Origin of the sequence: Mycobacteroides sp. PCS013 (genome assembly GCF_049532645.1) — a bacterium.
GTDB lineage: Bacteria > Actinomycetota > Actinomycetes > Mycobacteriales > Mycobacteriaceae > Mycobacterium > Mycobacterium gwanakae.
Genome location: NZ_CP150131.1, coordinates 95,556 through 117,160, shown reverse-complemented (window position 1 = coordinate 117,160; position 21,605 = coordinate 95,556). Strand labels below are relative to the sequence as shown.

At 62.5% G+C, this 21,605-nt stretch carries 22 protein-coding genes; 10 read left to right on the top strand and 12 right to left on the bottom strand.

Features of this window, described 5'->3' with window-relative positions; translation table 11 throughout:
• Window positions 1–75: 75 nt before the first annotated feature.
• Both RHO23_RS00530 and RHO23_RS00525 read right to left on the bottom strand, forming a co-directional pair.
• Complete coding sequence (locus RHO23_RS00530) at window positions 76–636, bottom strand: hypothetical protein (protein WP_423488519.1); 561 nt, start codon at window positions 634–636, stop codon at window positions 76–78.
• 185 nt (window positions 637–821) lie between these two features.
• Window positions 822–1,625, bottom strand: a complete 804-nt coding sequence (locus tag RHO23_RS00525) for a GAF and ANTAR domain-containing protein (protein WP_101312398.1) — start codon at window positions 1,623–1,625, stop codon at window positions 822–824.
• A 456-nt stretch (window positions 1,626–2,081) separates the two neighbouring features.
• On the opposite strand from RHO23_RS00525, the gene RHO23_RS00520 reads away from it, so the two are divergent.
• From RHO23_RS00520 to RHO23_RS00510, 3 genes are all read left to right on the top strand, one after another.
• Window positions 2,082–2,918 carry an SPFH domain-containing protein gene (locus RHO23_RS00520; protein WP_423489139.1) on the top strand — a complete coding sequence of 279 codons (837 nt, stop codon included), beginning with the start codon at window positions 2,082–2,084 and terminating at the stop codon, window positions 2,916–2,918.
• Entirely contained in the window at window positions 2,918–3,766 is an 849-nt protein-coding gene (locus RHO23_RS00515) for a universal stress protein (RefSeq protein WP_064407913.1), read from the top strand. Before RHO23_RS00520 ends, RHO23_RS00515 begins: the two co-directional genes overlap by 1 nt.
• Before the next feature lie 228 nt (window positions 3,767–3,994).
• Window positions 3,995–4,540 carry a DUF5994 family protein gene (locus tag RHO23_RS00510; RefSeq protein ID WP_064407912.1) on the top strand — a complete coding sequence of 182 codons (546 nt, stop codon included), beginning with the start codon at window positions 3,995–3,997 and terminating at the stop codon, window positions 4,538–4,540.
• Between the two features lie 27 nt (window positions 4,541–4,567).
• Here the strand turns inward: RHO23_RS00510 and RHO23_RS00505 are convergent, their stop codons facing one another.
• On the bottom strand, window positions 4,568–5,182 hold the full coding sequence (locus RHO23_RS00505) for a TetR/AcrR family transcriptional regulator (protein WP_423488518.1): 615 nt from the start codon (window positions 5,180–5,182) through the stop codon (window positions 4,568–4,570).
• A gap of 65 nt (window positions 5,183–5,247) precedes the next feature.
• Here RHO23_RS00505 and RHO23_RS00500 point away from each other — a divergent pair, with 65 nt between their 5' ends.
• Entirely contained in the window at window positions 5,248–5,691 is a 444-nt protein-coding gene (locus tag RHO23_RS00500) for an MmpS family transport accessory protein (RefSeq protein WP_064407910.1), read from the top strand.
• Window positions 5,688–8,558, top strand: a complete 2,871-nt coding sequence (locus RHO23_RS00495; RefSeq protein WP_423488517.1) for an RND family transporter — start codon at window positions 5,688–5,690, stop codon at window positions 8,556–8,558. The genes RHO23_RS00500 and RHO23_RS00495 overlap by 4 nt, the downstream gene beginning before the upstream one ends.
• Window positions 8,559–8,582: 24 nt before the next feature.
• Here RHO23_RS00495 and RHO23_RS00490 read toward each other — a convergent pair whose 3' ends face one another.
• The 5 genes from RHO23_RS00490 to RHO23_RS00470 form a co-directional block, all read right to left on the bottom strand.
• Entirely contained in the window at window positions 8,583–9,233 is a 651-nt protein-coding gene (locus tag RHO23_RS00490) for a DUF3159 domain-containing protein (RefSeq protein WP_423488516.1), read from the bottom strand.
• 77 nt (window positions 9,234–9,310) lie between these two features.
• Window positions 9,311–9,877: a TetR/AcrR family transcriptional regulator gene (locus RHO23_RS00485; protein WP_057966614.1), complete on the bottom strand. Its 567-nt coding sequence runs from the start codon at window positions 9,875–9,877 to the stop codon at window positions 9,311–9,313.
• A gap of 157 nt (window positions 9,878–10,034) precedes the next feature.
• Window positions 10,035–11,255, bottom strand: coding sequence for a cytochrome P450 (locus tag RHO23_RS00480; RefSeq protein ID WP_423488515.1), 1,221 nt, complete (start codon window positions 11,253–11,255; stop codon window positions 10,035–10,037).
• Between the two features lie 51 nt (window positions 11,256–11,306).
• Window positions 11,307–12,062 (bottom strand): ArsR/SmtB family transcription factor, encoded by a 756-nt coding sequence (locus RHO23_RS00475; RefSeq protein ID WP_057966553.1) that lies wholly within the window; start codon window positions 12,060–12,062, stop codon window positions 11,307–11,309.
• A 52-nt stretch (window positions 12,063–12,114) separates the two neighbouring features.
• A complete protein-coding gene (locus RHO23_RS00470; RefSeq protein ID WP_423488514.1) occupies window positions 12,115–13,596 on the bottom strand; it encodes a flavin-containing monooxygenase in 1,482 nt (493 codons plus the stop codon).
• 74 nt (window positions 13,597–13,670) lie between these two features.
• On the opposite strand from RHO23_RS00470, the gene RHO23_RS00465 reads away from it, so the two are divergent.
• From RHO23_RS00465 to RHO23_RS00450, 4 genes are read left to right on the top strand one after another with little or no spacing between them, the layout of a single operon-like run.
• Window positions 13,671–14,309: a TetR/AcrR family transcriptional regulator gene (locus RHO23_RS00465; protein WP_423488513.1), complete on the top strand. Its 639-nt coding sequence runs from the start codon at window positions 13,671–13,673 to the stop codon at window positions 14,307–14,309.
• The gene (locus RHO23_RS00460; RefSeq protein WP_423488512.1) at window positions 14,296–15,393 is read left to right on the top strand and encodes an alcohol dehydrogenase catalytic domain-containing protein; all 1,098 of its coding nucleotides are present in this window, start codon (window positions 14,296–14,298) and stop codon (window positions 15,391–15,393) included. Before RHO23_RS00465 ends, RHO23_RS00460 begins: the two co-directional genes overlap by 14 nt.
• Window positions 15,390–15,833, top strand: a complete 444-nt coding sequence (locus RHO23_RS00455) for an acyl-CoA thioesterase (protein WP_423488511.1) — start codon at window positions 15,390–15,392, stop codon at window positions 15,831–15,833. The genes RHO23_RS00460 and RHO23_RS00455 overlap by 4 nt, the downstream gene beginning before the upstream one ends.
• Window positions 15,834–15,839: 6 nt before the next feature.
• Window positions 15,840–16,505 (top strand): enoyl-CoA hydratase/isomerase family protein, encoded by a 666-nt coding sequence (locus RHO23_RS00450; RefSeq protein ID WP_046252654.1) that lies wholly within the window; start codon window positions 15,840–15,842, stop codon window positions 16,503–16,505.
• Here RHO23_RS00450 and RHO23_RS00445 read toward each other — a convergent pair.
• The 3 genes from RHO23_RS00445 to RHO23_RS00435 all read right to left on the bottom strand — a co-directional run bounded on the left by RHO23_RS00445 (window position 16,467) and on the right by RHO23_RS00435 (window position 19,308).
• On the bottom strand, window positions 16,467–16,898 hold the full coding sequence (locus tag RHO23_RS00445; RefSeq protein WP_423488510.1) for a hypothetical protein: 432 nt from the start codon (window positions 16,896–16,898) through the stop codon (window positions 16,467–16,469). The genes RHO23_RS00450 and RHO23_RS00445 overlap by 39 nt on opposite strands.
• Window positions 16,895–17,323, bottom strand: coding sequence for a MarR family winged helix-turn-helix transcriptional regulator (locus RHO23_RS00440; protein WP_423488509.1), 429 nt, complete (start codon window positions 17,321–17,323; stop codon window positions 16,895–16,897). The genes RHO23_RS00445 and RHO23_RS00440 overlap by 4 nt, the downstream gene beginning before the upstream one ends.
• Before the next feature lie 89 nt (window positions 17,324–17,412).
• Window positions 17,413–19,308 carry a hypothetical protein gene (locus RHO23_RS00435; RefSeq protein ID WP_423488508.1) on the bottom strand — a complete coding sequence of 632 codons (1,896 nt, stop codon included), beginning with the start codon at window positions 19,306–19,308 and terminating at the stop codon, window positions 17,413–17,415.
• Window positions 19,309–19,535: 227 nt separating this feature from the next.
• Between RHO23_RS00435 and dinB the strand changes: the two genes are divergently transcribed.
• Window positions 19,536–20,741 (top strand): DNA polymerase IV, encoded by a 1,206-nt coding sequence (gene dinB, locus RHO23_RS00430; protein ID WP_423488507.1) that lies wholly within the window; start codon window positions 19,536–19,538, stop codon window positions 20,739–20,741.
• 25 nt (window positions 20,742–20,766) lie between these two features.
• Here dinB and RHO23_RS00425 read toward each other — a convergent pair whose 3' ends face one another.
• Window positions 20,767–21,549 (bottom strand): VOC family protein, encoded by a 783-nt coding sequence (locus RHO23_RS00425; protein ID WP_423488506.1) that lies wholly within the window; start codon window positions 21,547–21,549, stop codon window positions 20,767–20,769.
• Window positions 21,550–21,605: the final 56 nt, after the last annotated feature.

Sequence of the window (21,605 nt, the reverse complement as noted above, 5' to 3'; positions counted from 1 at the left end):
GGTCGGGCCCAGGCGTTTGTGTCATTACCGTCAGTGACGCCTGATGTTTTGAGCAATCCGCGCGTGAGTCATGCGTCAGCCATCTCCCTCGCTGAGGATGAGTTGCGCGATGGCGTGCCGACTGGTGCTGATGCGGACGGCCTGGGCGTCAAGATGCTGCCGGGCCACATGGGGTGTGTAGCCACGGCCGATCAGAAATCCGATGGCCTGGTTGATGTCGGTGGCCGCTTGTAGTTGGTTGGCGCTCGCACTGTCTACCTCGGTGAGATCCTGGTCAAAGATGAGGTCAGTCAGTGGTTGCGTGGCGAGCAAGGCCAGGTCTGCAGCGAGTTCGACGAACGCTCCCGGCACTCCAGAACGCAGAACGAGGGCGACTGGAAGACGGTTCCGTCCGCCCGACAGCATTATGCGCAGCGAGGCACGGATGTCTACGGTCGCTGGCCCATCGGCCATGAGAGTGAAGGTGATCGGCAGATCGCTTTCGGAAATAATCACACTCAGGCCCAGATAGTCCGGTATCGCGGCAGCGGCATCTGCGGCCAACTGACGCAAACTATCTGCGACGTTGACCCCAGGTGCATCCAACGCCTGGGTGAGGATCGCCAGATCCGCGGCCATCGCCGCAGTGATCTTCACGAGGTGGATACTCCCTAAGCGCTCCCGAGCGCTGTCGAGTCGGGCAATACCGTGAATCGCGATTGCTGGTGCGCCGTGGAGAACTTGGGCGTGCGGGTCAGGGCCCGTATCCGTTGCTGTACTCCACTCTCAACCCTGCGCGGGTACACGCAATGCGGCGCCGCTGCCGGCCACAGGCGGTGAATTCAGCGCGCCGAGCGCCGGGCGCGCGCCCGGCGAACCGCCTCATCGACGATGCGTTGCGCCACGTCCGCCAACTTGCGGTGCTCGGCTTGGCTGATCGCCCGCAACTGGGTAAACGCCTCCTCGACACTGCGTCCGCTGCGCCCTCTCAGCAGGCCGATCGCTTGATCAATTACCGGTCGCGTGGACAAAGCCGTATGCAACTGCGTGACCAAAGCCCTTGCTTGAGCGAGTAATTGAGCGTTATGTACTGCCACCGCGGCCGGTTTGGCGAACAGCTCGCCCAGTTCCGCCGCCCGCTCATCGAAGACGTCCTTGCCGTGGGAGTACACATTGATCGCGCCGACCACCTGGCCCGGCAAGAGCAGCGGTAACGAAAGAGCGCTGTGCACACCTAGCCTGCCTACGCGCGGACCGAACCGTGGCCACATCCGCTCCCCTCCCAATGAGCCGGAACGTACCGTGCGGCGCTCCAGTGCCGCTGTGATGCAGGGGCCTTCCTGAAGCATGGTGTATTGAATATGGTCAATCTTAGAGACAAACGGCGCACTTACTGCCAGCGCTTCGACCATATTGTCCGGATGGTCCACCCGCAACAGCGTCACCCCGGCACCATCAGCGCCCGGAATGGCGTGCACTGCGAAAGTCGCTACCTCCGCAAGTAATTCAGGCAGCCCTTGGCTGCCTGCCACCAGACCCGCCAGATCGCCCAGAGCGTTCCGTAGATCGATAATGTCGGCGCTGACGTGGTCCGAACTCGTCGACCCAATCACCGGATCGGGCGTTCCTTCGCGAAAATCAGCCACTACTCTTGCCCATGCTCAATAGTTCGGCCCTAGCTCTGCCCAGAGCATGGTCCCTTAGCCGCGCCAGGAAAGCTCGTCACTCCAAGACTACCCGTCAGGGCCGCGAACAACTAGCAACATTGAGCGCGGACATTGAAAGTGGATACTTCCAAGTGCATCTGGGTGTGCGGGGAATCGACGTAGCGCGCTGAATCCTTGAGGTGTAGCGTTGAAGGCAGCTGAGAATTACAGCTGGTCTGAGAAAGGTTCTGCTGCCCGCCGTAGAACTCGAGGAGCGCGAGCTCCGAGTCCTGACATACCCGGTGATCGTCTGCCCGTCAGGATCGCCATGCCCACCTTGACTGATTTGCCCCCCCGCCTGTCACAGCGCGCGCCGCCCAGACTCCAACCTGACGCACCAGGGGCACGGCCATGAAGACTCCGATCATCGTGGCAGCCATCCTGATACTACTGGGCATGCTGGCGCTAACAATGTCGGTTCGTGTTGTCAAGCAATATGAGAACGGCGTGCTGTTTCGACTGGGCCGAGTGATCGGCCAACGAGCACCCGGCCTACGGTTCATTTTCCGATTTGTCGATGTATTGCACCGGATTTCATTGCGGATCGTGACGATGCCGATTCAGTCTCAGGGCATCATCACCCGCGACAATGTCAGCGTCGATGTGTCTGCCGTGGCCTACTTCAAGATTGTCGGTGCTGTGAAATCCGTTGTAGCGATTGAGAATGTGCATACAGCGATCAATCAGATCGCACAGACGACGCTGCGCAAAGTGGTTGGTCAGCACACGCTGGATGAGATCTTGGCCGAGACCGAGAAAATCAACCTTGATATTCGCGGGATTCTCGACGTCACGACCATCGAGTGGGGTGTCCAGGTCACCTTGGTGGAGCTCAAGGACATTCAGCTGCCCGATAGCATGAAACGCGCGATGGCACGCCAGGCCGAAGCAGAGCGCGAAAAGCGCGCGAAGATCATTGCCGCGGAGGGAGAATCCCTCGCAGCAGCCGCGCTCGGTGCAGCCTCTGACACCATGATGGACCATCCGCTGGCACTGCAGCTGCGCAACCTGCAAACCCTGGTCGAGCTGGGCGTCGACAAAAACACCACGGTTGTGTTCCCGGCTCCCTTGATGTCAACCATTGCCGAGCTCGGTGCGTTCCTCTCACACGAGGGCGCGGCCGCCGCTAGGTCGTTGTCTCCGTCCCCTCAGGTTGCGACCGAGATCAACGGCTTCTCAGCCGAAACCGGACGACGCGCAGACTCCACGGAGCCCGAAAACTGGAGGCTCTGATGTCCAGCACTGACCAGCGCGGGCCGGTAGTGGTGGGAATCGACGGATCGAAGGCCGCCCTTTTCGCTGCGGAATCGGCGATAGACGAGGCGATCAGTCGTGATGTGCCACTAAGCCTTGTCCACGTCATGCGACCGGTCGCGACCACGAAATCACTCGTAGCCGAAGGTCGGCATGATGAGCGGTTCGCCGAATCATCTTTACGCTCAGCCGCAGCTGCGATTGAGGCGACCGGCAAGCCGGTCAAAGTGGATACCATCCTCGTCCGCGGACTGCCGTCTGACGCGCTTGTCTTCGAGTCAAGAAGTGCCAGTCTCATTTGTATCGGCGCCGGCCGATTTGTGCATGCGCCCCTCGGCTCGACGGCCACTAGGCTCGCCGAGCAGGCCCATTGTCCCGTTCTGATCGCTCGCGCAACGCTTCCGGACCAGCCGTCGGAGCTATCAGTGCTGGAAAACGCGGCAGATGGTCGCAGCTGGAACACTAACCGACAGAATTGGATCGCAGTGTCTGTCAATGGATCTAAGGGAAACCGGAATGTCATTGACCACGCCATACGGGAGGCGCGGCTACGTCAGCTACCGGTACTTGCGATAGGCACCTGGCCGCACAAACTCGGTGAGGGGATGCATCATGAACTCGAGCGCCGCGTCGCCAGCCTGCACGAGCAGTACCGCGACGTTCACATCTACCCGGTGACAACTCGCGCCCGAATCGCCCGGTTCGTCGCCCGCTGCCACGAACCGATTGCGGTCGCGGTGATCGGTGCGTCGGAGGCCGGGCAGGCGGCTCGGCTCTGCCGATCATCACGTGAACAATGCTGCTCAGTTCTTCTCGTACGCCCTTAGCAGGGGCTGTGAAGTGGCGTCTACATCAAGCGGAACAATCCTAAAATTGCAGATATCCAATGGATTTGGCGTACCGGAGTGGGAAACCGGCAACCGGATCCTTCTTCATTCCTTCCATCGATAGGAGTAAACTGGCGTATACGGCGGTGTTCAGATACTCGCTCACCGATAGGGTGCTGTGCCGTCGGAAAACTGGTCCCGGTTGCGGGCCCAAGGCAGGAGCGTCTGATGACGCATCATGTGTTTTCTAAACCCCGAAGCGGACCGGCCGTTCGTCTGCGATTGAAGCCCAAGGCGCCACCAACCGGACACGTCGATGGCGCATGGTGGCCTTACTCCAGGGATCTGATGGGCGAGCTGCCACAGCTGCTCAGGATTCTCAGTGTCCGCTTGGGCTCTATCGACCGGATCACATACCAGGTCTCGGAGTGGTCGACGGTCTCGAGACGGATACTGTTTCACAATCGCCTAACACATCTGAATTGGTCACTTAGTCAGCCGGGCAACACCGTCAGTGTCGAGGGAGCAGATGGATCGCATCTCACCTTGTTGATCGTCCCACCGGACACGGAGACCCTGCCCGCTCACACCACCATGATGACGGCGGCTGCTCCCGGCAACACGGCGACCGTCGCCCAACTGCTACCGGCCAACCGAACAGAGCCCGGTACGTGGATCGATACGTTCGCAGCGCAGAACCAATGGGATTCTGAGGGCGGCGCACAAAACATCGAACACCGCGATCAATGCGGTGCCGTAAGCGCCAGAGCGTAAACCCCACCAACACAAAAGATCGGAGCTTCAGAGCTCCCGGGTCAGGCTGGGCATGATGACATCGTTCACCAGGGTGCGAACGCTGTTGGCCGTCGGCGATCTCACGGGCATCAACGAACGGAACACCAGGTACCCCGGTAATAGATCCCAAAGCTCCTCATTGATGGCGGCCGCCTCGATCTCGCCGCGTTCCACAGCTGCGGTAAGTACGTCATCGAGCAACAACTTGCGCTGATCGATGAACTTCGTCCGAAATGCCTTGGTCAAGTCTGGGTTTCGCTCAATCTCGATCAGCAGACCACGCATGACGGGCGTATTGCGCCGAACGTCAGCGAGTGCGTTCATCCCGATCTGCAGCAGATCCTCACGGAGCGAACCGGTATTCGGTCGGACCAGCTGTGCACGCATGCCTTCGACAAAGGCAGCCAGCACCAGCTCCGCCTTCGACGGCCAACGGCGATAGATCGTGGCCTTACTCGCCTTCGACTCCGCGGCGACTTCGTCGACCGACAGCCGGTCGTACCCATGCTGCTGCAACAGCCGCAGGGTGACAGCGAGCAGTTCCACCTCGCGCGGCGTCCACTGGGAGGCCTGTCGCTTCTTCTCCGCCTTAGTCAACCCCGTTGACACGCCCTTCGTCATGGGAGTACGGTACCGTACCGTTCTACACAAGTCGGTCAGCGACTATCGAGAGGGCGTGGACGCTGGTGCAGGGCTGGTTCTGGAATTTCCTCAAACGCTGGTGGACATTCATCGTCGCGGCAGCCGTGGTGGCAGTAGTGGCCTTCGGAGTGACACGGCTCCACGGCATTTTCGGCTCAAACATCGAACTGTCACGTCCTGGCACCGAGGCCATGGAGAACACCAACTACAACCCCAAGCGCGTCCTTCTCGAGGTCTTCGGCACGTCGGGGAGCACAGCCACCATCAACTTCCTCGATGAGATGGCTCAGCCGCACCGCGTCGACAACGCCGCGCTGCCCTGGTCTCACGAACTCGTGACCAACGACCCCACCTTGTTCGCCGACCTGCGCGCGCAGGGCAGTGGTGACGTGACGGGCTGCCGCATCACCGTCGACGGCATCGTCAAAGACGAAAGGACTGTCACCATCGTGAATGGCTACACCACCTGCCTGGACAAGTCCGCATGAGCGCCGACCACACCCAAGAATCGCGGGCAGCGAGGATCATTCGCAGCCTCGCGGTGCCGATTGTGTTGTTCTGGGTGGCCATCGCAGCGGTAACCAACGCCACCGTGCCCCAACTGGAGGTGGTGGGTGAAGAACGGTCCGCCCCGCTGAACGCCGCCGATGCGCCGTCGACACTCGCGATGAGACATATCGGCAAGGTATTCAACGAGTTCGACTCGGACAGCTCCGCAATGGTTGTCCTGGAAGGCGACAAACCCCTTGGCGCGGAAGCACACCAGTACTACAACACACTGGTGCAACGGCTGAACGACGACCGCGAGCACGTGCAGCACGTCGCCGACTACTGGGGCGATCCGATCACGGCAGGCGGCTCCCAGAGCAAGGACGGCAAGGCCGCCTACGTACAGGTCTATGTCGCCGGTAATCAGGGCGAGGCGCTTTCCAATGAGTCCGTCGACGCCGTGCGTCGCATTGTGGCTGACACACCAGCTCCAGACGGGGTCAAGGCCTACGTGTCCGGTGAGGCTCCCACCATCACCGATCAGTTCGAGGTAGGTAACGCAGGTTCCGCCCAAGTCACGATCATCACCTTCGCTGTCATCGCGATCATGCTGCTGGTCGTCTACCGATCACTCACCACCACGGCACTGGTTCTGGTAACAGTCCTGGTGGAACTGTCGGCAGCCCGCGGAATCGTTGCAGCACTGGGACATACGGGCGTCATTGGCCTCTCGACGTATGCCACGAATCTGCTGACCATGCTCGCCATTGCCGCCGGTACCGACTACGCGATATTTTTCGTCGGCCGCTATCAAGAGGCACGCTCGGCCGGTGAGGATCGCCTGGCCGCCTACCACACGATGTTCAAGTCCACCGCGCACGTGATCGTCGGATCGGGTCTCACGGTCGCGGGCGCACTACTCTGCCTGTCGTTCACACGGTTGCCCTACTTTCAGACCCTGGGCCTGCCCGCGGCGCTCGGGGTGTTGGTGACATTGGCGGCGGCCCTCACCATGGCACCGGCAGTGATGGTAATCGGAAGCCGTTTCGGCCTGCTGGACCCCAAACGCGCGATGCGTACCCGCGGCTGGCGCCGTGTCGGAACCGCAATCGTGCGCTGGCCCGGACCTATTCTCGTCGTCTCATGCATCGTCACGCTTGTCGGATTGCTCGCATTGCCGGGGTACAAAACCACTTACGACGGCCGCATCTACATGCCAAGCTCGGTTCCGTCCAACGTGGGGTATACCGCCGCCGAGCGACATTTCTCCGTCGCGCGCCTGAACCCCGAGCTTCTGATGATCGAAACCGATTTCGATATGCGTAACCCCGCGGGAATGGTCTTGTTGGAACGCGTCGCCAAATCCGTTCTGCACGCCCGCGGCGTGGCGCTGGTCCAATCGATCACCCGCCCGCTCGGAACACCGATCACCCACTCCTCTATTCCCTTTCAGATCAGTGCATCAAGTGCCAGCCAGCTGATGAATCTCTCGCAGCAGGAGAACCAGGCCCTGTATCTGTCCCAACAGGCTGATCAGATGACGCGGACCATCGCCGTGCTGAAACAGCAGCTGGCACTTCAACAACAAAGTGCGGCGATCACGCATGAACAAACCCAGGGATTCCAGCAGACCGTGGCGGTCGCGCAGGACCTGCGGGACAAGATCGCGAACTTCGATGACCAGTTCCGGCCCATACGCAACTACTTCTACTGGGAGCCGCACTGTTTTGACATCCCCTTCTGCGCGGCGCTGAGATCGGTCTTCGACGCGCTGGACGGTATCGACGAACTCGTCGACGCACTCCAAACCGTCACCGGAAGCCTCAACAAACTCGACGCTTTGCAGCCCAAACTCGTGGATCTCATTCCGCCCCAGATCGAGATACAGGAGAAGAACCGCGACCTGACCCAGTCCAACTACGCCATCAACAACGGTACCAATACGCAGAATGCGGAATCCACCCGCACCGCAACAGAGTTGGGCAAGGCCTTCGATGATGCGAAGAATGATGACTCCTTCTACCTGCCACCGGAGGCGTTCGATAACCCCGCGTTCAAACGCGGCATGAAACTGTTCATGTCCCCGGACGGCAAGGCCGCGCGCATGATCATCACTCACCAAGGGGACCCGCAAACCTCCGAGGGCATCGCACACATTGACGCGATTAAAGAGGCGGCCTTCGATGCTGTCAAAGCAACACCATTGGCTGACGCCAAGATCTATGTGGCGGGAACCGCCTCGGCGTACAAGGACATCGCCGACGGCCAGAAATACGATCTGCTGATGGCCGCGTTGGCCTCGCTCGGCCTCATCCTGCTCATCATGATGTTCCTCACCCGCAGCCTGGTCGCGGCACTCGTGATCGTGGGGACCGTCGCACTGTCGCTGGCAGCATCGTTCGGGATGTCAGTAGTGGTGTGGCAGTACATCTTCGGAATTCCGTTGTATTGGGTCATCTTCCCGCTGGCCGTCATCATCTTGCTGGCGGTCGGAGCAGACTACAACTTGCTGCTGATATCCCGATTCAAGGAGGAAACGGGTGCGGGCCTGAAGACAGGAATCATCCGCGCCATCGCCGGCACCGGCGGCGTCGTCACCGCCGCGGGCTTGGTCTTCGCGGTAACGATGTCGTCCTTCATCTTCAGCGATCTGCGCGTGCTCGGCCAGATCGGTACCACCATCGGCCTCGGCCTGCTGTTCGACACCCTGGTGGTGCGGTCGTTCTTGACCCCGGCGATCGCCACCATGCTGGGCCGCTGGTTCTGGTGGCCCCTCAACGTGCGCACGCGTCCAACTCCCAAACCCTTTGGGCCAAAACCAGTTGCGCCCGATGACGCGACCGGGCCGATCTCGGTGGGCACATAGCGCCTTCCTGGCCGGTTCTGCGACTCAGTCACCCGCAACACGCATCGCGTGGTGCGCCCGGCGTAACAACGGGTAAGCGATCACGATGAGCAGGACACCTAACGGCCAGCCCATAAGGACTCGCGCCGCAGCCAGCGCCGACAGGCTGTCCGTGTCGTAGAGATCTTGCTGCACAACGAATCGCGCGACATTGGCAAGCACTCCCGAAAATGTCATCAGTACGTACGCCAGGAATGCCTGCGGAACACTGCGCCAACGCGTCCCGTGGTCAAGCAGCCAACCCCACGCACAGCCCGCCAAAGGCCATCGCATCAGGATTGACACCGTTCCCGCAATCGCCGCGAGCAGACTTCTCCAGATTCCTATGACGAAGTAGCCTCGCGCATCGCCCATTCCCCACGCAACGAGTAGTGCAACACCCACGGAAGCGGCCCCGATCAATGCACCACGGGCCGTCCTGCCCATTGCGATCTGAAAGCACACGATCGCCAGGGAAGTTCCCAGGGCCGCAACGCTTGCCACCAATAATCCAGCTCCCGGCGCAAGGACCGCGAACACCGCCGTGGGCAACGCCGCGTGCAAGATGGCTGCCGCGCCACCCAGCCGACGAACCAGCACACGCCACAATGCGGCGTCACTGCTGGCCGTCTCGCTTTTTTCGGGTTCGTCTAACATCTCGACCTGAATGTACACAACTGTGCACAAAATGGTCAAGATGCTTGGCCTCTTGGCCCAAATATGCTGGGCTCTAATCAGTCTCGCGGTAGCGAGAGCGTACGACCTATCTCGGCGATTACCTCGGCGCGCAACGCTTCATCATCCATGTCTGCCAGCCCAAACCCCGCACGCAAAACCGGGCCAAGCAGACGCCAGCCGTACTGCAGCGCTGTCGCATGCGCCGCGGCAAGCTGCGCCCCACGCTCGGTGGGAAAGTTGGGGCGCGCCTGATCCAGGACCCACTCCATTCCCGGTCTGCGCTCCTGCAGCTCGGCGATCGGATAACCATCAAGGGCAGACCGCACGAGAACGCGCATGTGCAGGTCGCCGAGTTCCTGGCGCTCCGCGTCCAACTCGCCAGATGCAGCCAGCTCGACGCCCCTATCGGCGAGATGCTGCAGTGTGGCGGCCAGCAACTGCTGTTTAGTACCGAAATATCGGTGTATCAGACTGTGATTGACGGCCGCATGCGTCGCCACATCGCGCAACGAGGTCGAACTAGGCCCCTTCGCGGCGAAGAGTTCTGCAGCTGAAGCAAGGATGGCCTGCACGATCTCGGCACGGCCGAGCGGCCTATCGTGATCCGGCTCGCGTTTGCTCATGGCAACCGCGCCCATCGGCATATGGCAGCTGTCGCCGGATCGGTCAGCTGAAACAGACGCTGTGGGGTGGCAGATAACACAACACAACAGTCTAGAGGGCCCGAATCGGGCTCAGGATGCTTAGCCTCCGTGGTTCGTGCGCGTTAGCCGTGGCGGATCAACGAACGCTCAACGGGAACGTACTGATTCCCCGCAGCGCTGCATTGGATGTGTAGGTGGGCTCAGCGACCATGTGGGCGTGGGGAAACCGGGCGGTCAGAGCAGATAGCGCGAGCCTTGCTTCCAGCCGCGCCAACGGGGCACCGAGGCAGAAGTGCGGACCAAGGCCGAACGCCAGGTGTTTGGCATCGGAACGCCGTGGGCGGAAAGTGTCGGGGTCCTCGTAGACAGCCGGATCACGTTGTGCCGCAGCAAGAAATATCAGAACCAATTCCCCCTCCGGCAAGGTCGCCGCACCGGCGGTCATGTCCTGTGCCGCGGTACGCATGACCATCTGTACGGGAGGGTCGAAACGCAGTGTCTCTTCGACCACCGCCGAGGCATACTCCGCGTCGGCTCCCAGTTCCCGCCAGTGCCGCGGCTGACGCAGCATGGCCAGCGCCGCGTTCCCGATCAGGTTGACCGTGGTGATGTGGCCGGCCAGGTACAAGATCACACACATGGTGACGATCTCCTCGTCGGTGAGGCGATCGCCACCGGCTTCGGCATCGATGAGCGCCGACAGCAAGTCCGAACCGGGGTGACGTCGCCGCGAGGCAACCAGCTCCGAGAAATAGGCACGCATGTCCGCATCCGCCTGTACTTGAGCGGTGTTATCCGGGGCCTCACCGGTGAGCGCGAACACGAGTCCGGGTGAGCCGTTGAGCAGCTTGGTCGTGTCAACCACCATCGACTCATCGCCGGGCGGCACCCCCAGGATCCGTGAGATCACGGTCACCGGCAGCGGGTACGCGTAGTCGGCAATAAGATCGAATGTGCCCATTTCTGCTGCGCTGTCGAGTAATTCGTCGATGAGCAGCTGAACACTCTCGGTCATCGCATTGACGACCTTGGCGTTGAACGCTTTCTGGACGAGGCCGCGCAGCCTGGCGTGGGCCGCCCCGTCCAGACCCAGAAGTGACGGCTCGCGTGCGGGCGCCGGACTACCCGCCCGCTGGCGTATATGGGCGTGACGAGCGTCCGAGGAGGCCAGCGGATGCCGAAGCATGGCATTGCAATCATCGAAAGTCGCCAGCACGCTGACCGGCAGGCCCTGCGGGCGCACAGCGCCGGTCCTGGCCAACTCCCGGATTTCTCCATAGAGCGGATAGGGATTCGCCCTATCGCCCTCATCCAGGAGACGGCGGAGCAGCGGATCTACGTCAGTTTGTACACGCATGTCTACATAATGCACATCCCTGCTGAGATGGGCCTGTGAAAAGCGTGCCGCCTAGCCGGGCTGGGTCCACGGCTCCGTAGGCAGCGGGGCCCCAGTCTCCAAGAACGACTTGAGGTTTGACAGCACCGCGGCCCACCCACCGCTGGCCTGGGCATACTCCGACGGGTCCGCAAGGTCGGCGTGCTGAACGGTCAGCCGCACGATGTCCTGATACGGCTGAATCAGGAAGGTGACGGTGGATACGGGAGCGTCGGCGCCGCCGGCCGGGTCCGCCCACGTAGTGACCAGCTTTCGGGGCGGATCGGCCTCCACGACCGTGCCGACGACGTCGGCAACGCCGGACCCGTCCACCCGCTGATGCTCCCAACGTGAACCCTGCTGCCAGTCAGACACATTCGAGTGCCCCCAATACCGGCCGCTGAGTTCGGGGTCGGTAATGGCCTGCCACACCTTCTCAGGCGTGCTGTTGATGTAGGTGGTGTAGACGAAAGTTGGTTGCGACATCTCCGGCTCCTCGGCTCGCTGCTTGAAGGCGCTCAACGCCCGCAGCCGCGGGCGTTCGAACTTGTCAATCCACCGTTCCTGAATCTCATGCAGTGGAACGGGATTGAGATAGTGCAGCTTCTCCCGGCCCTGTCGCACGGTAGTAATCAGGTTGGCAGATTCCAATACACCCAGATGCTGAGTCGCCGATTGCCGCGTCATCCGAACGCCGTCGCACAGCTGACTGAGGGTCTGGCCATTACGTTCATGCAGCCGGTCCAGCAGCTCCCGCCGAGTCCGGTCGGCGAGCGCCTTGAACACCATGTCCCAATGAGAATGGCCGGGTGCTGGCTGCACCCGGCCATTATGCAGGTATTTACCTGCCTATTGCAACGGGGGCCTCACGCGAGACCTTTACCTTGCTGAATCGCACACCCTTGTCGGCGACCTTGCCGTACTTGAGGACGGGCAGCTCACGGAAGTAGTTCTGGTACGAGCGCCACGGCGCCAGCGGCACCTGGTGCGGGACCGCGCTCTCCGCGCGGGTGACATACCCGGAGACCAAGTCCTCCAGGAACGGCAGCCGCTCAGTGGTCGGGGGCTCGACGGGCCACACCACCGTCTGGCCCTCTTTGTCCATGTACTTGAGCAAGCGGCAGGCGTACTGCGATACCAGATCGGCACGGAGAGTCCACGATGCGTTGGTGTAACCGAAGGTGAAGAGGAAGTTCGGGAGCCCGGTCAGCATCAAACCCTTGTAGCTCACCGAGTCCGCGGGGTTCACCGGCACACCGTCCACCACAGGCTTGAGCCCGCCGGCCAGCTGAACATTCAAACCCGTTGCGGTCACGATGATATCGGCCTCGAGCTCTTCGCCCGACTCCAGCAGGATGCCCTTGGGCGTGAACCGCGCGATGCGGTCGGTGGCTATGGAGGCAGTGCCCTTGCGCAGCGCGCGGAACAGATCAGAGTCCGGCACCACACACAACCGCTGATCCCACGGGTTGTACTTCGGGGTGAAGTGCTTGTCCAGATCGAAGTCGGGCAGCTGCCGCTTCAGGAGTGCACGCAGGATGCCCTTCATGCGCTCCGGGTCGCGGCGGCTCGTCTGGTAGCTGATGAAGCTGACCATCTGGTTCTTCCACTTCACGATCGGATATGCGATCGAGGCCGGAAGCTTGCCCTGCAGCGCCACCGCGAGCGCGTCCGTCGACGGCAGCGACACCACGTAGGTAGGCGAACGCTGCAGCATGGTGACGTGCCCCGCGGTTCCGGCCATCGCGGGAACCAATGTCATGGCTGTCGCACCACTGCCGATGACAACGACCTTCTTGTCGGCGTAGTCCAGGTCCTCCGGCCAGTGCTGCGGATGGATCACCTGGCCGGTGAAATCTTCGACACCCTCGAACTCCGGCGTGAAGCCCTTGTCGTAGTTGTAGTAGCCGGTGCACGCCAAGAAGAACCGCGTGGTGAACTCGACGATCTCACCGGCGTGCTCGGCCCGCACCGTCCAGAGTCCCTGCTCGGACGACCACTCGGCGCCGACGACCTTGTGACCGAAGCGGATCTTCTTGTCCACGCCGAACTCGCGGGCGGTGTCGGTGACGTACTCACGGATGGAGGTTCCGTCAGCGATGCCCTTGGTGCTCGTCCACGGGCGGAAGTTGAAGCCCAGGGTGAACATGTCGGAGTCGGAGCGGATGCCCGGGTAGCGGAACAGGTCCCAGGTACCACCGATACGCTCGCGCGCCTCGAGCACCACGAAGTCCTTACCCGGCAGGTCACGGGCGACATGGCAGGCCATGCCGATCCCCGAGATTCCGGCGCCCACGATGACAATCTCGACATGTTCGGTCATGAGAGCTAGGCTATCGACGCAGTGTTGAGAAAGTCAACAGTGTGTCGATAACTTTATAGAATGCGCAGGTAGACGTGACAAAACCGGCAACGCGAGGCCGCAAAACCACGCGCCCCTCCGGGGACGAGCGGATACAGGCCATCCTGACCAACACCGAGGAATTGCTCGGGCAACGCCCACTGACGGATATCTCCGTCGATGATCTAGCGCGTGGAGCCGGCATCTCGCGGCCCACGTTCTACTTCTACTTCTCCTCCAAGGAGGCCGTGCTCCTCACGCTGGCCGAGCGAATCATCGAAGAGGCCGACGCGAACGTCGCCGGGATCAACCCCGCGGCCATGACAAGCCCCGCCGAGTATTGGCGCGCCGTGATCAAGGCCTACTTCGACGCCTTCGGTTCTCACCGGGCCCTCACCGTCGCGTTGTCCAGCATGCAAGGAACAAGCCCCGAGCTGGATCAACGCTGGTCCGAAGTGACGGAGAACTGGGTCTCCAACACGACGCTGGGTATTGAGGCCGAACGCATACGCGGCGCCGCGCCGAACACCATCCCGGCCCGCGATATCGCCATTGCTCTCAACCTCATCAACCAGGCGATGATGCGAGCCACCTTCACCGGGCAGCAGCCCGCGGTCGACGACCGCAAGGTGGTCGATACGCTGCTCCACGTCTGGCTCAATGCGATTTATGGAGGGGTCTGTGCGAATTCGTAGTGCGGTGCTGCACGCGGCACCGATCGAAAGGCCATACCGCGACACACACCCACTGAAAGTCGTTGAACTCGAGCTCGACCCACCGGGTCCCGGTGAGGTGCTGGTCCGGATCGAAGCCGCGGGGCTGTGTCACTCGGATCTGTCAGTCGTCGACGGCAACCGGATACGTCCGGTGCCCATGGCACTCGGACACGAGGCCGCCGGCGTCATCGCCGAAGTCGGCCCCGGTGTTCGCGACGTCTCCCCCGGCGACCACGTGGTGCTGGTGTACGTACCGAGCTGTGGCGCCTGCAGGTACTGCTCGTCGGGCCGCCCCGCGCTGTGCCCGGACGCCGCGGCGGCCAACGGCCGCGGCGACCTCATCCGCGGGGGTACGCGACTGCACGGCCTCGACGGCTCTGAGGTCCGCCATCACCTGGGCGTCTCAGGCTTCGCCGATCATGCCGTGGTGGACCGTAATTCGGTGGTCGTCGTCGACAAAGACGTACCACTGGACACGGCAGCGCTGTTCGGGTGCGCCATGCTGACCGGCTTCGGAGCGGTCACCCACACTGCGTCCGTGCGCCCCGGCGATTCGGTCGCGGTCCTCGGATTGGGCGGTGTGGGGCAGGCCGTGGTGATGTCCGCGGCAGCCGCCGGCGCCGGCGAGGTGCTGGCCATCGACCCGGTGCCGGCCAAACGCGAGCTGGCCCTTGAACTCGGAGCCACCAGCGCGTGTGCACCCGACGAAGCGCCCGGCGGACACGACTGGGTGTTCGAGGTGGTCGGATCGGCCGCCGTGCTGGAACAGGCATACGCACTCACCGGCCGTGGCGGGGGCACCATATCGGTGGGTCTGCCACATCCGGATGCACGAATCAGCCTGCCCGCGTTGAGCATCGTCGCCGAGGGCCGCAGCATCCTGGGCTCCTACATGGGATCGGCACAACCACAACAGGACATCCCGGCGATGCTGGCACTGTGGCGCGTCGGACGGTTGCCGGTGGAAAAGCTGAAGTCCGGCGAGCTGCCCCTCGATGACATCAACATCGCGCTGGACGCACTGGCCGACGGACTCGCGGTGCGTCAGGTGCTGCGCCCATGACCAAGCCGGACTTGCCCACCAAAACCGACTTCCCGGTGCACCGTCGGCACCAAACCCGTTGGGCCGATAACGATGTCTACGGGCACGTCAACAATGTCGTGTACTACGCCTGGTTCGATACCGCCGTCAACGGCTGGCTGATGGAGGCCGCTGGGTGCGATATTCGCGACCTGCCCGCCATCGGCGTCGTGGCCGAAACCTCGTGCAAGTACCTGGCCGAGGTGTCCTTCCCAGACAAGCTGTCCATCGGCTTGGCTCTGGAGCATCGCGGTCGCACCAGCGTGATCTATAAGCTCGCGGTGTTCAAGGTCATCGACGGTGTTGTCGAAGACACTCCCCGCGCCCTGGGCCGATTCGTCCATGTCTACGTGGACTCCGAGGCCCGCACACCTGTCCCCATTCCCGAGCAAGTCGCGACAGCTCTCGAACAGTTGAGGTAAATACACATGCCAGCCCTGCAGCGCACCGAAGGCATCTACACCCTAGAGCTCGGCACCGACGAGAACCGTTTCACGACAGCGAATATCGAGCAGATCAACGCACTGCTCGACGAGGTGCTTGCCGACGAAACCCCCTCGGCGCTGGTGGTGACCGGCAGCGGCAAGTTCTTCTCCAATGGGCTCGACGTCGACTTCCTGGGCGCCAACCCCGACAAACTCAGCTGGTACATCACCGAGGTCCAGAAGATTCTGGCGCGTTTCCTCGTGTTCCCCACCCCCACCGTCGCCGCCGTCAATGGTCACGCCTTCGGTGCCGGAGCCATGGTCGCGCTGGCATGTGACTACCGGGTGATGCGCACCGATCGCGGCTTCTTCTGCCTGCCCGAGGTTGACCTCGGCATGCCGTTCACTCCCGGTATGTCCGCGCTGTGTCAGGGCAAGATGACGCCGCAGGCGGCATCGGCCACCATGCCCAGCGGCCGTCGGCTCGGCGGATCCGAATCGCTGAACTACCAGATCGTTGACGCGGCCGTTGCCGAGGACCAGGTGCTTTCCACCGCAACGAGTTTCGTGGCACCCCTGGTAGGCAAGAACCGGGATACGCTGGGCACCGTCAAATACGGGATGTACGGGTCAATCGTGCCACTGCTGCTCGCCGGCCTGGGGTCGTGACAACAGGGCAACAATCACCAATGCGACCGCGATGGCCGATCCCGCGATCGCGATCCAGAATCCGTAGCCGGTCACAATCGGCACCTTGACGTTGATGCGGTAATACAGCAATTCGAGCCCCAGCAGCCCGAGCGCAAGTACACCTGCTGCGATCGGGGCGATGCGGTGAAGAATGTGCTGCCCCACCATGCATCCGGCCACCACAAGTAGCGCCGAAACCAGCAAGATCATCTGTCCCGCACCGAATCCCGGTGGCAGCACCACCGATCCGGTGGCGCCGCCGATGGCATTGGCCCTGCCCCCGCCGCTGGCCGATGTTCGCAACCACGGAAGCCAGACGCTGAACCCGATCACCAGGCCGGTGAAGGCGATCAGCCACCCGGCGCGTCTCATGGCAGTTGGCTCGGAACGCACTTGGCCAGCATCACCTTCAACGCGCGGCGCTCGTCAGCGGTCAACTTCTCCATGACCTCGTTCTCGCCCGCGGTCACGGCTTCAACCGCCTTGTCCAGCTGAGTGCTGCCACGCCGGGTGAGGCGGGCTGGCAGCGACCTGCCGTGGTCCGCGTTCTCCGGACGGCTGATCAAGCCTTCCTGCTCCAACCGGTGCAGTACCGCATTCATGGCCTGCCGGGTGACCATCGCCTGCCGCGCCAGCTCGGAGTTGGACATGCCGGGGTAGGTGCGCAGGATCTGCATGCAGATGTACTCCGGCAGGCTGAGGCCCATCGGCTCCAAACGGGCCGCCACCTTGCCGCGCAGCGATGTCGCGGTACGGGTCAGCAAGTACCCCAGGGTCGCGGTTCCATCGATTTCCATGTCAATGATGTTGACTTATGTCAGTTCCGCTTACAAGCAGGTCCCCGCGCCATGTCGGGCGCGGGGACCTTTGAGCTTGCGATTGCGGACTAGTCCGACGACGCCTTGTGCGAGGAACCGGACGAGGAACCATTCGAGGCGCTCGAGTGCGAGTCACTCGATGACGAGCTCGGCGAGGAACTCGAAGCGGACTCCGACTTCCCGGTAGACGAGGCCGCGCTCTCAGGCTTCTTCGCAGCTGAAGAGTCATTTTCAGACTTCTTCGGCGCGGACCCCTTGTCGGACTTGGTGTCCTTGGAATCGGCCTTCTCACTCTTGTCGGCCTTGGCCGACTCATCGGCCTTCGTCGCGACTCCACCGCTGACCTCGCCGACCTTGGTGACCGGGGTGGGCAGCTTGACCTTGGGCACATTGATCTTCGACTCCACCGGCTTGGCGGCGTCGACGGGGGCAGCGGGCTTGGCAGGCTCAGCGGGAGCCGGCTTGGCGGGCTCAGCCGGGGTGGCCACCTTGACCGGTTCGGCGGGGGTGGCGGCTTCCGCGGGCTTGGCCGGCTCAGCCGGGGTCGTCACCTTCACCGAATCCGCGGGTGTAGCCGGGGCCGCGGGCTTGGCCGGCTCGGCCGGAGTCGTCACCTTCACCGACTCCGCCGGGGTGACGGATTCCGCAGGCTTGGCCGGCTCGGCCGGAGTCGTGACCTTCACCGACTCCGCCGGGGTGGCCGCGGTAGCGGGCTTCGCCGCTTCCTCCACGGTTCCGGTCTTGGTGACTTCCGACTTGGCGACGTCAACCTTCGCGGTATCGGACTGCGCCACCGCAGAGTTCGTGACCAGCTTCGACGAGGGCGTGACCAGGGAGGTGAGACCCGGGATGGTCGGGATGGTCGGAGCCGTTTGAGTCGTGATCCCCTGCAGATACGACAACACCGCAGCAGGCACACCCGGCAACTGACCGATAGCGGTCACGAAATCATTGATCAGCTTCTGGTTCGCCGCCGTGTTCAGCTGCCCCGTCACAAACCAGAACGGGATATTGAAGGGCAGCGTCAACGCCCCACCCAACACCGTGAACACCGGCTGAACCGCCTGGAACAAACTCGGAGCCGGAGTAGCAGCGGCAGGCGTGACAGCCGCAGCCGTCTTCACCGTCGGAGCAGCCGCCGTCGACGTCAAACCCGGAATCGACGGGATGGTCGGCAGCGTCTGCGACGGAATACCCGCCAGATACGACAACACCGCAGCAGGCACACCCGGCAACTGACCGATAGCGGTCACGAAATCATTGATCAGCTTCTGGTTCGCGGCCGCGTTCAGCTGCCCCGTCACAAACCAGAACGGGATATTGAAGGGCAACGTCAACGCCCCACCCAACACCGTGAACACCGGCTGAACCGCCTGGAACAAACTCGGAGCCGGAGCAGCAGCCGCAGCAGCGGCAGGCGTGACAGCCGCAGCCGTCTTCACCGTCGGAGCAGCCGCCGTCGACGTCAAACCCGGAATCGACGGGATGGTCGGCAGCGTCTGCGACGGAATACCCGCCAGATACGACAACACCGCAGCAGGCACACCCGGCAACTGACCGATGGCCGTCACAAAGTTGTTGATCTGGGTCTGGTTCGCGGCCGCGTTCAGCTGCCCCGTCACAAACCAGAACGGGATATTGAACGGCAGCGTCAACGCCCCACCCAACACCGTGAACACCGGCTGAATCGCCTGGAACAAACTCGGAGCCGGAGTAGCAGCCGCGGCCAAAGGTGTCGCGGCCGAACCTGACACGCCGGGCAATGTCGCCAGCGAGCCGATGCTCGACGGCGCCAGTGAGCCTTCGTTCGACGTCAGCGCATAGGACTGCGTCGAGACGATCCGGTGCTGTTCTGGACTGGCGCTGAGAGATTGAATCGTAGGCACGGAAGCCGACGCGGAGATGCAGACACTGCAAACCGCCGCGGCAGCCGTGGCACGAAGTCGTACGCGCACGTGAACCACCCCTTCTGGGCAAAGAATGTGAATAGGCTGGAAGTAACCTGGAGAACTCGGGATAAACGTAGGGCACACTGCACCATGCCGCCGACCACGGACTCGATAGTTTTCCTAGCCGTAAGTCAAATATCTCCCAGACGCCATCAAGGATTGACCCGCGATTCTCCGAATCAACTGACTGTTGGGCAAATCAACCGGATCTAGGTGTCGGACCCCGGTGCGAGCATCTGTTCATGACCGGGTCAGCCAGCATCCTGCACGCGGATCTGGACTCGTTCTACGCCTCTGTCGAGCAACGTGATGATCCGGCGTTGCGCGGCCGCCCGGTGATCGTTGGAGGCGGTGTCGTGTTGGCCGCCAGCTACGAAGCCAAGCGCTGCGGCGTGCGCACCGCGATGGGGGGCCGACAGGCACGACAGCTATGTCCGAGGGCCGTGGTGGTACCGCCGCGTTTCGATGCGTACAGTGCCGCGAGCAAGAAGGTCTTCGAGGTCTTCCGAGACACCACCCCGCTGGTCGAACCGCTGTCTATCGACGAGGCATTTCTCGATGTCGCTGGCCTACTGCGCATTTCGGGCACTCCGCGTGATATCGCGGAGACGTTACGTGCGGAGGTGCGCCGTCGAGCCGGTCTACCGATCACCGTCGGCATCGCCCGCACCAAGTTCCTGGCCAAGGTCGCCAGCCGTCAGGGTAAGCCCGACGGACTGTTGGTGGTCGAACCTCACGAAGAAATGACATTCCTGCGCCCCTTGCCGGTGCAGGCGCTGTGGGGCGTCGGCACCATCACCGCCGAGAAGCTGCGGGTGTACGGAATCCACACCGTCGCCGACATCGCCGATCTTGGCGAGTCCACCCTCGCGTCGATGGTTGGCCGCGCCATGGGGCATCAATTGCATTGCCTGGCACACAATGTCGATCCGCGACGGGTGCAGGGTGGTCGGCGGCGGCGCTCAATCGGCGCACAGTGTGCGCTCGGCAGACGGCGGCGCACCGGCGACGAGATCGACGCGATCGCCACACAACTCATCGAACGGATCGCGCGCCGGATGCGTGGCACCGGCCGCAGCTGCCGAACGGTGGTACTCCGGCTACGGTTCGACGACTACACGCGCGCGACGCGCTCACACACCGTGTCACGGCCCACGACTTCCACGAAACACCTACTGGCCGTGGCACGCCAGCTTGTCGCCGAGGCCGCTGTGCTGGTCGCGGAACGGGGCATCACCCTGATCGGTTTCTCTGTCTCCAACTTCGACTCCTGCGGCGTAACGCAATTGGAGTTGCCATTCGACAGTTCGCAGACAAACACACTAGCGCTGGACAGCACGTTGGACGAGCTACGCGAGAGGTTCGGTGCCCGCTCGGTCACCCGTGCCACCTTGTTGCACGGCGGCGGGCATGAGGAGTGGGGCATCCCGACCTTCGAAGACATTTAACGACGCCGGGATGCCCTATCCGCGATCAGGAATCGACGGAGCACAACCAGAAGGTACCGCCGGTGGTGTCCCGAACCAGCGCCATCCGGCCATATGGGGTGTCCTGCGCAGGTGTGAGCACCACGCCCCCGAGCTCGGTAGCCCTTGCCGCACTGGCGTCGGTGTCCGACGTACCGAAATAGACCGCCCAATGCGCCGGAACGCCCTCCGGAAGCGTCCACTGACCCACTGTCGCGTCGTTGACCCCGGCAATCGGTTCTCCGCCGTGCTGGGCACACGCATACCGGAAATCCTCGGAATCGCCTTCCACCTTGGTATCCCAACCAAGCACCTTGGTGTAAAAGTCGACCGCCTTGTCGTATTCACGGGTGTTCAGCTCATGCCACACCGGTGCACCCGCCTCGGCGACCAGCTGGAACCCCTTGTGGGCCAAGGGCTGCCACAGTCCCACCACAGCTCCTGAGGGGTCGCCAAAAAGGCCCATATATCCGAGCTGTGGAACTTCCATGGCCTGCATGCAGTTTCCGCCACCGTTGTCAGCCACCTTCTGGAGCGTGGCGTCGATGTCGTCGGTGGCGAAATAGGTTGTCCATCCGTCGGGCGCATTCCACTCCGGATTGTTCGCGATCATTCCCGCGACCGCCTTACCGTCCTTGTGCGCGTTGATGTAGCCGCCGTACTCGGGGCCCGCATCCTGCAGGGTCCAGCCGAACAACGCGCTGTAAAAGGCCTTCGACTTCTCGACATCCGACGAGGCAAGGTCGATCCACGCGGGGGCACCGAGTGGAGTTTCTTCACGAGTGGGCATGGGGTCTCCTTGTACTGGATGGGGCGCTCACCCATATCGACCATCCGGACCGCCAA

What these genes read in the sequence shown, in the direction of transcription:
- RHO23_RS00475 (WP_057966553.1), bottom strand. Translation starts at nt 12,062, where the DNA reads ATGGTGTTCAAGGCGCTCGCCGACCGGACTCGGCGGGAGCTGCTGGAC.
- RHO23_RS00520 (WP_423489139.1), top strand. Translation starts at nt 2,082, where the DNA reads ATGCTGGCGCTAACAATGTCGGTTCGTGTTGTCAAGCAATATGAGAAC.
- RHO23_RS00485 (WP_057966614.1), bottom strand. Translation starts at nt 9,877, where the DNA reads ATGAGCAAACGCGAGCCGGATCACGATAGGCCGCTCGGCCGTGCCGAG.
- RHO23_RS00450 (WP_046252654.1), top strand. Translation starts at nt 15,840, where the DNA reads ATGCCAGCCCTGCAGCGCACCGAAGGCATCTACACCCTAGAGCTCGGC.
- RHO23_RS00445 (WP_423488510.1), bottom strand. Translation starts at nt 16,898, where the DNA reads ATGAGACGCGCCGGGTGGCTGATCGCCTTCACCGGCCTGGTGATCGGG.
- RHO23_RS00505 (WP_423488518.1), bottom strand. Translation starts at nt 5,182, where the DNA reads ATGACGAAGGGCGTGTCAACGGGGTTGACTAAGGCGGAGAAGAAGCGA.
- RHO23_RS00495 (WP_423488517.1), top strand. Translation starts at nt 5,688, where the DNA reads ATGAGCGCCGACCACACCCAAGAATCGCGGGCAGCGAGGATCATTCGC.
- RHO23_RS00455 (WP_423488511.1), top strand. Translation starts at nt 15,390, where the DNA reads ATGACCAAGCCGGACTTGCCCACCAAAACCGACTTCCCGGTGCACCGT.
- RHO23_RS00480 (WP_423488515.1), bottom strand. Translation starts at nt 11,255, where the DNA reads ATGCGTGTACAAACTGACGTAGATCCGCTGCTCCGCCGTCTCCTGGAT.
- RHO23_RS00510 (WP_064407912.1), top strand. Translation starts at nt 3,995, where the DNA reads ATGACGCATCATGTGTTTTCTAAACCCCGAAGCGGACCGGCCGTTCGT.
- RHO23_RS00515 (WP_064407913.1), top strand. Translation starts at nt 2,918, where the DNA reads ATGTCCAGCACTGACCAGCGCGGGCCGGTAGTGGTGGGAATCGACGGA.
- RHO23_RS00425 (WP_423488506.1), bottom strand. Translation starts at nt 21,549, where the DNA reads ATGCCCACTCGTGAAGAAACTCCACTCGGTGCCCCCGCGTGGATCGAC.
- RHO23_RS00440 (WP_423488509.1), bottom strand. Translation starts at nt 17,323, where the DNA reads ATGGAAATCGATGGAACCGCGACCCTGGGGTACTTGCTGACCCGTACC.
- RHO23_RS00490 (WP_423488516.1), bottom strand. Translation starts at nt 9,233, where the DNA reads ATGTTAGACGAACCCGAAAAAAGCGAGACGGCCAGCAGTGACGCCGCA.
- dinB (WP_423488507.1), top strand. Translation starts at nt 19,536, where the DNA reads ATGACCGGGTCAGCCAGCATCCTGCACGCGGATCTGGACTCGTTCTAC.
- RHO23_RS00470 (WP_423488514.1), bottom strand. Translation starts at nt 13,596, where the DNA reads ATGACCGAACATGTCGAGATTGTCATCGTGGGCGCCGGAATCTCGGGG.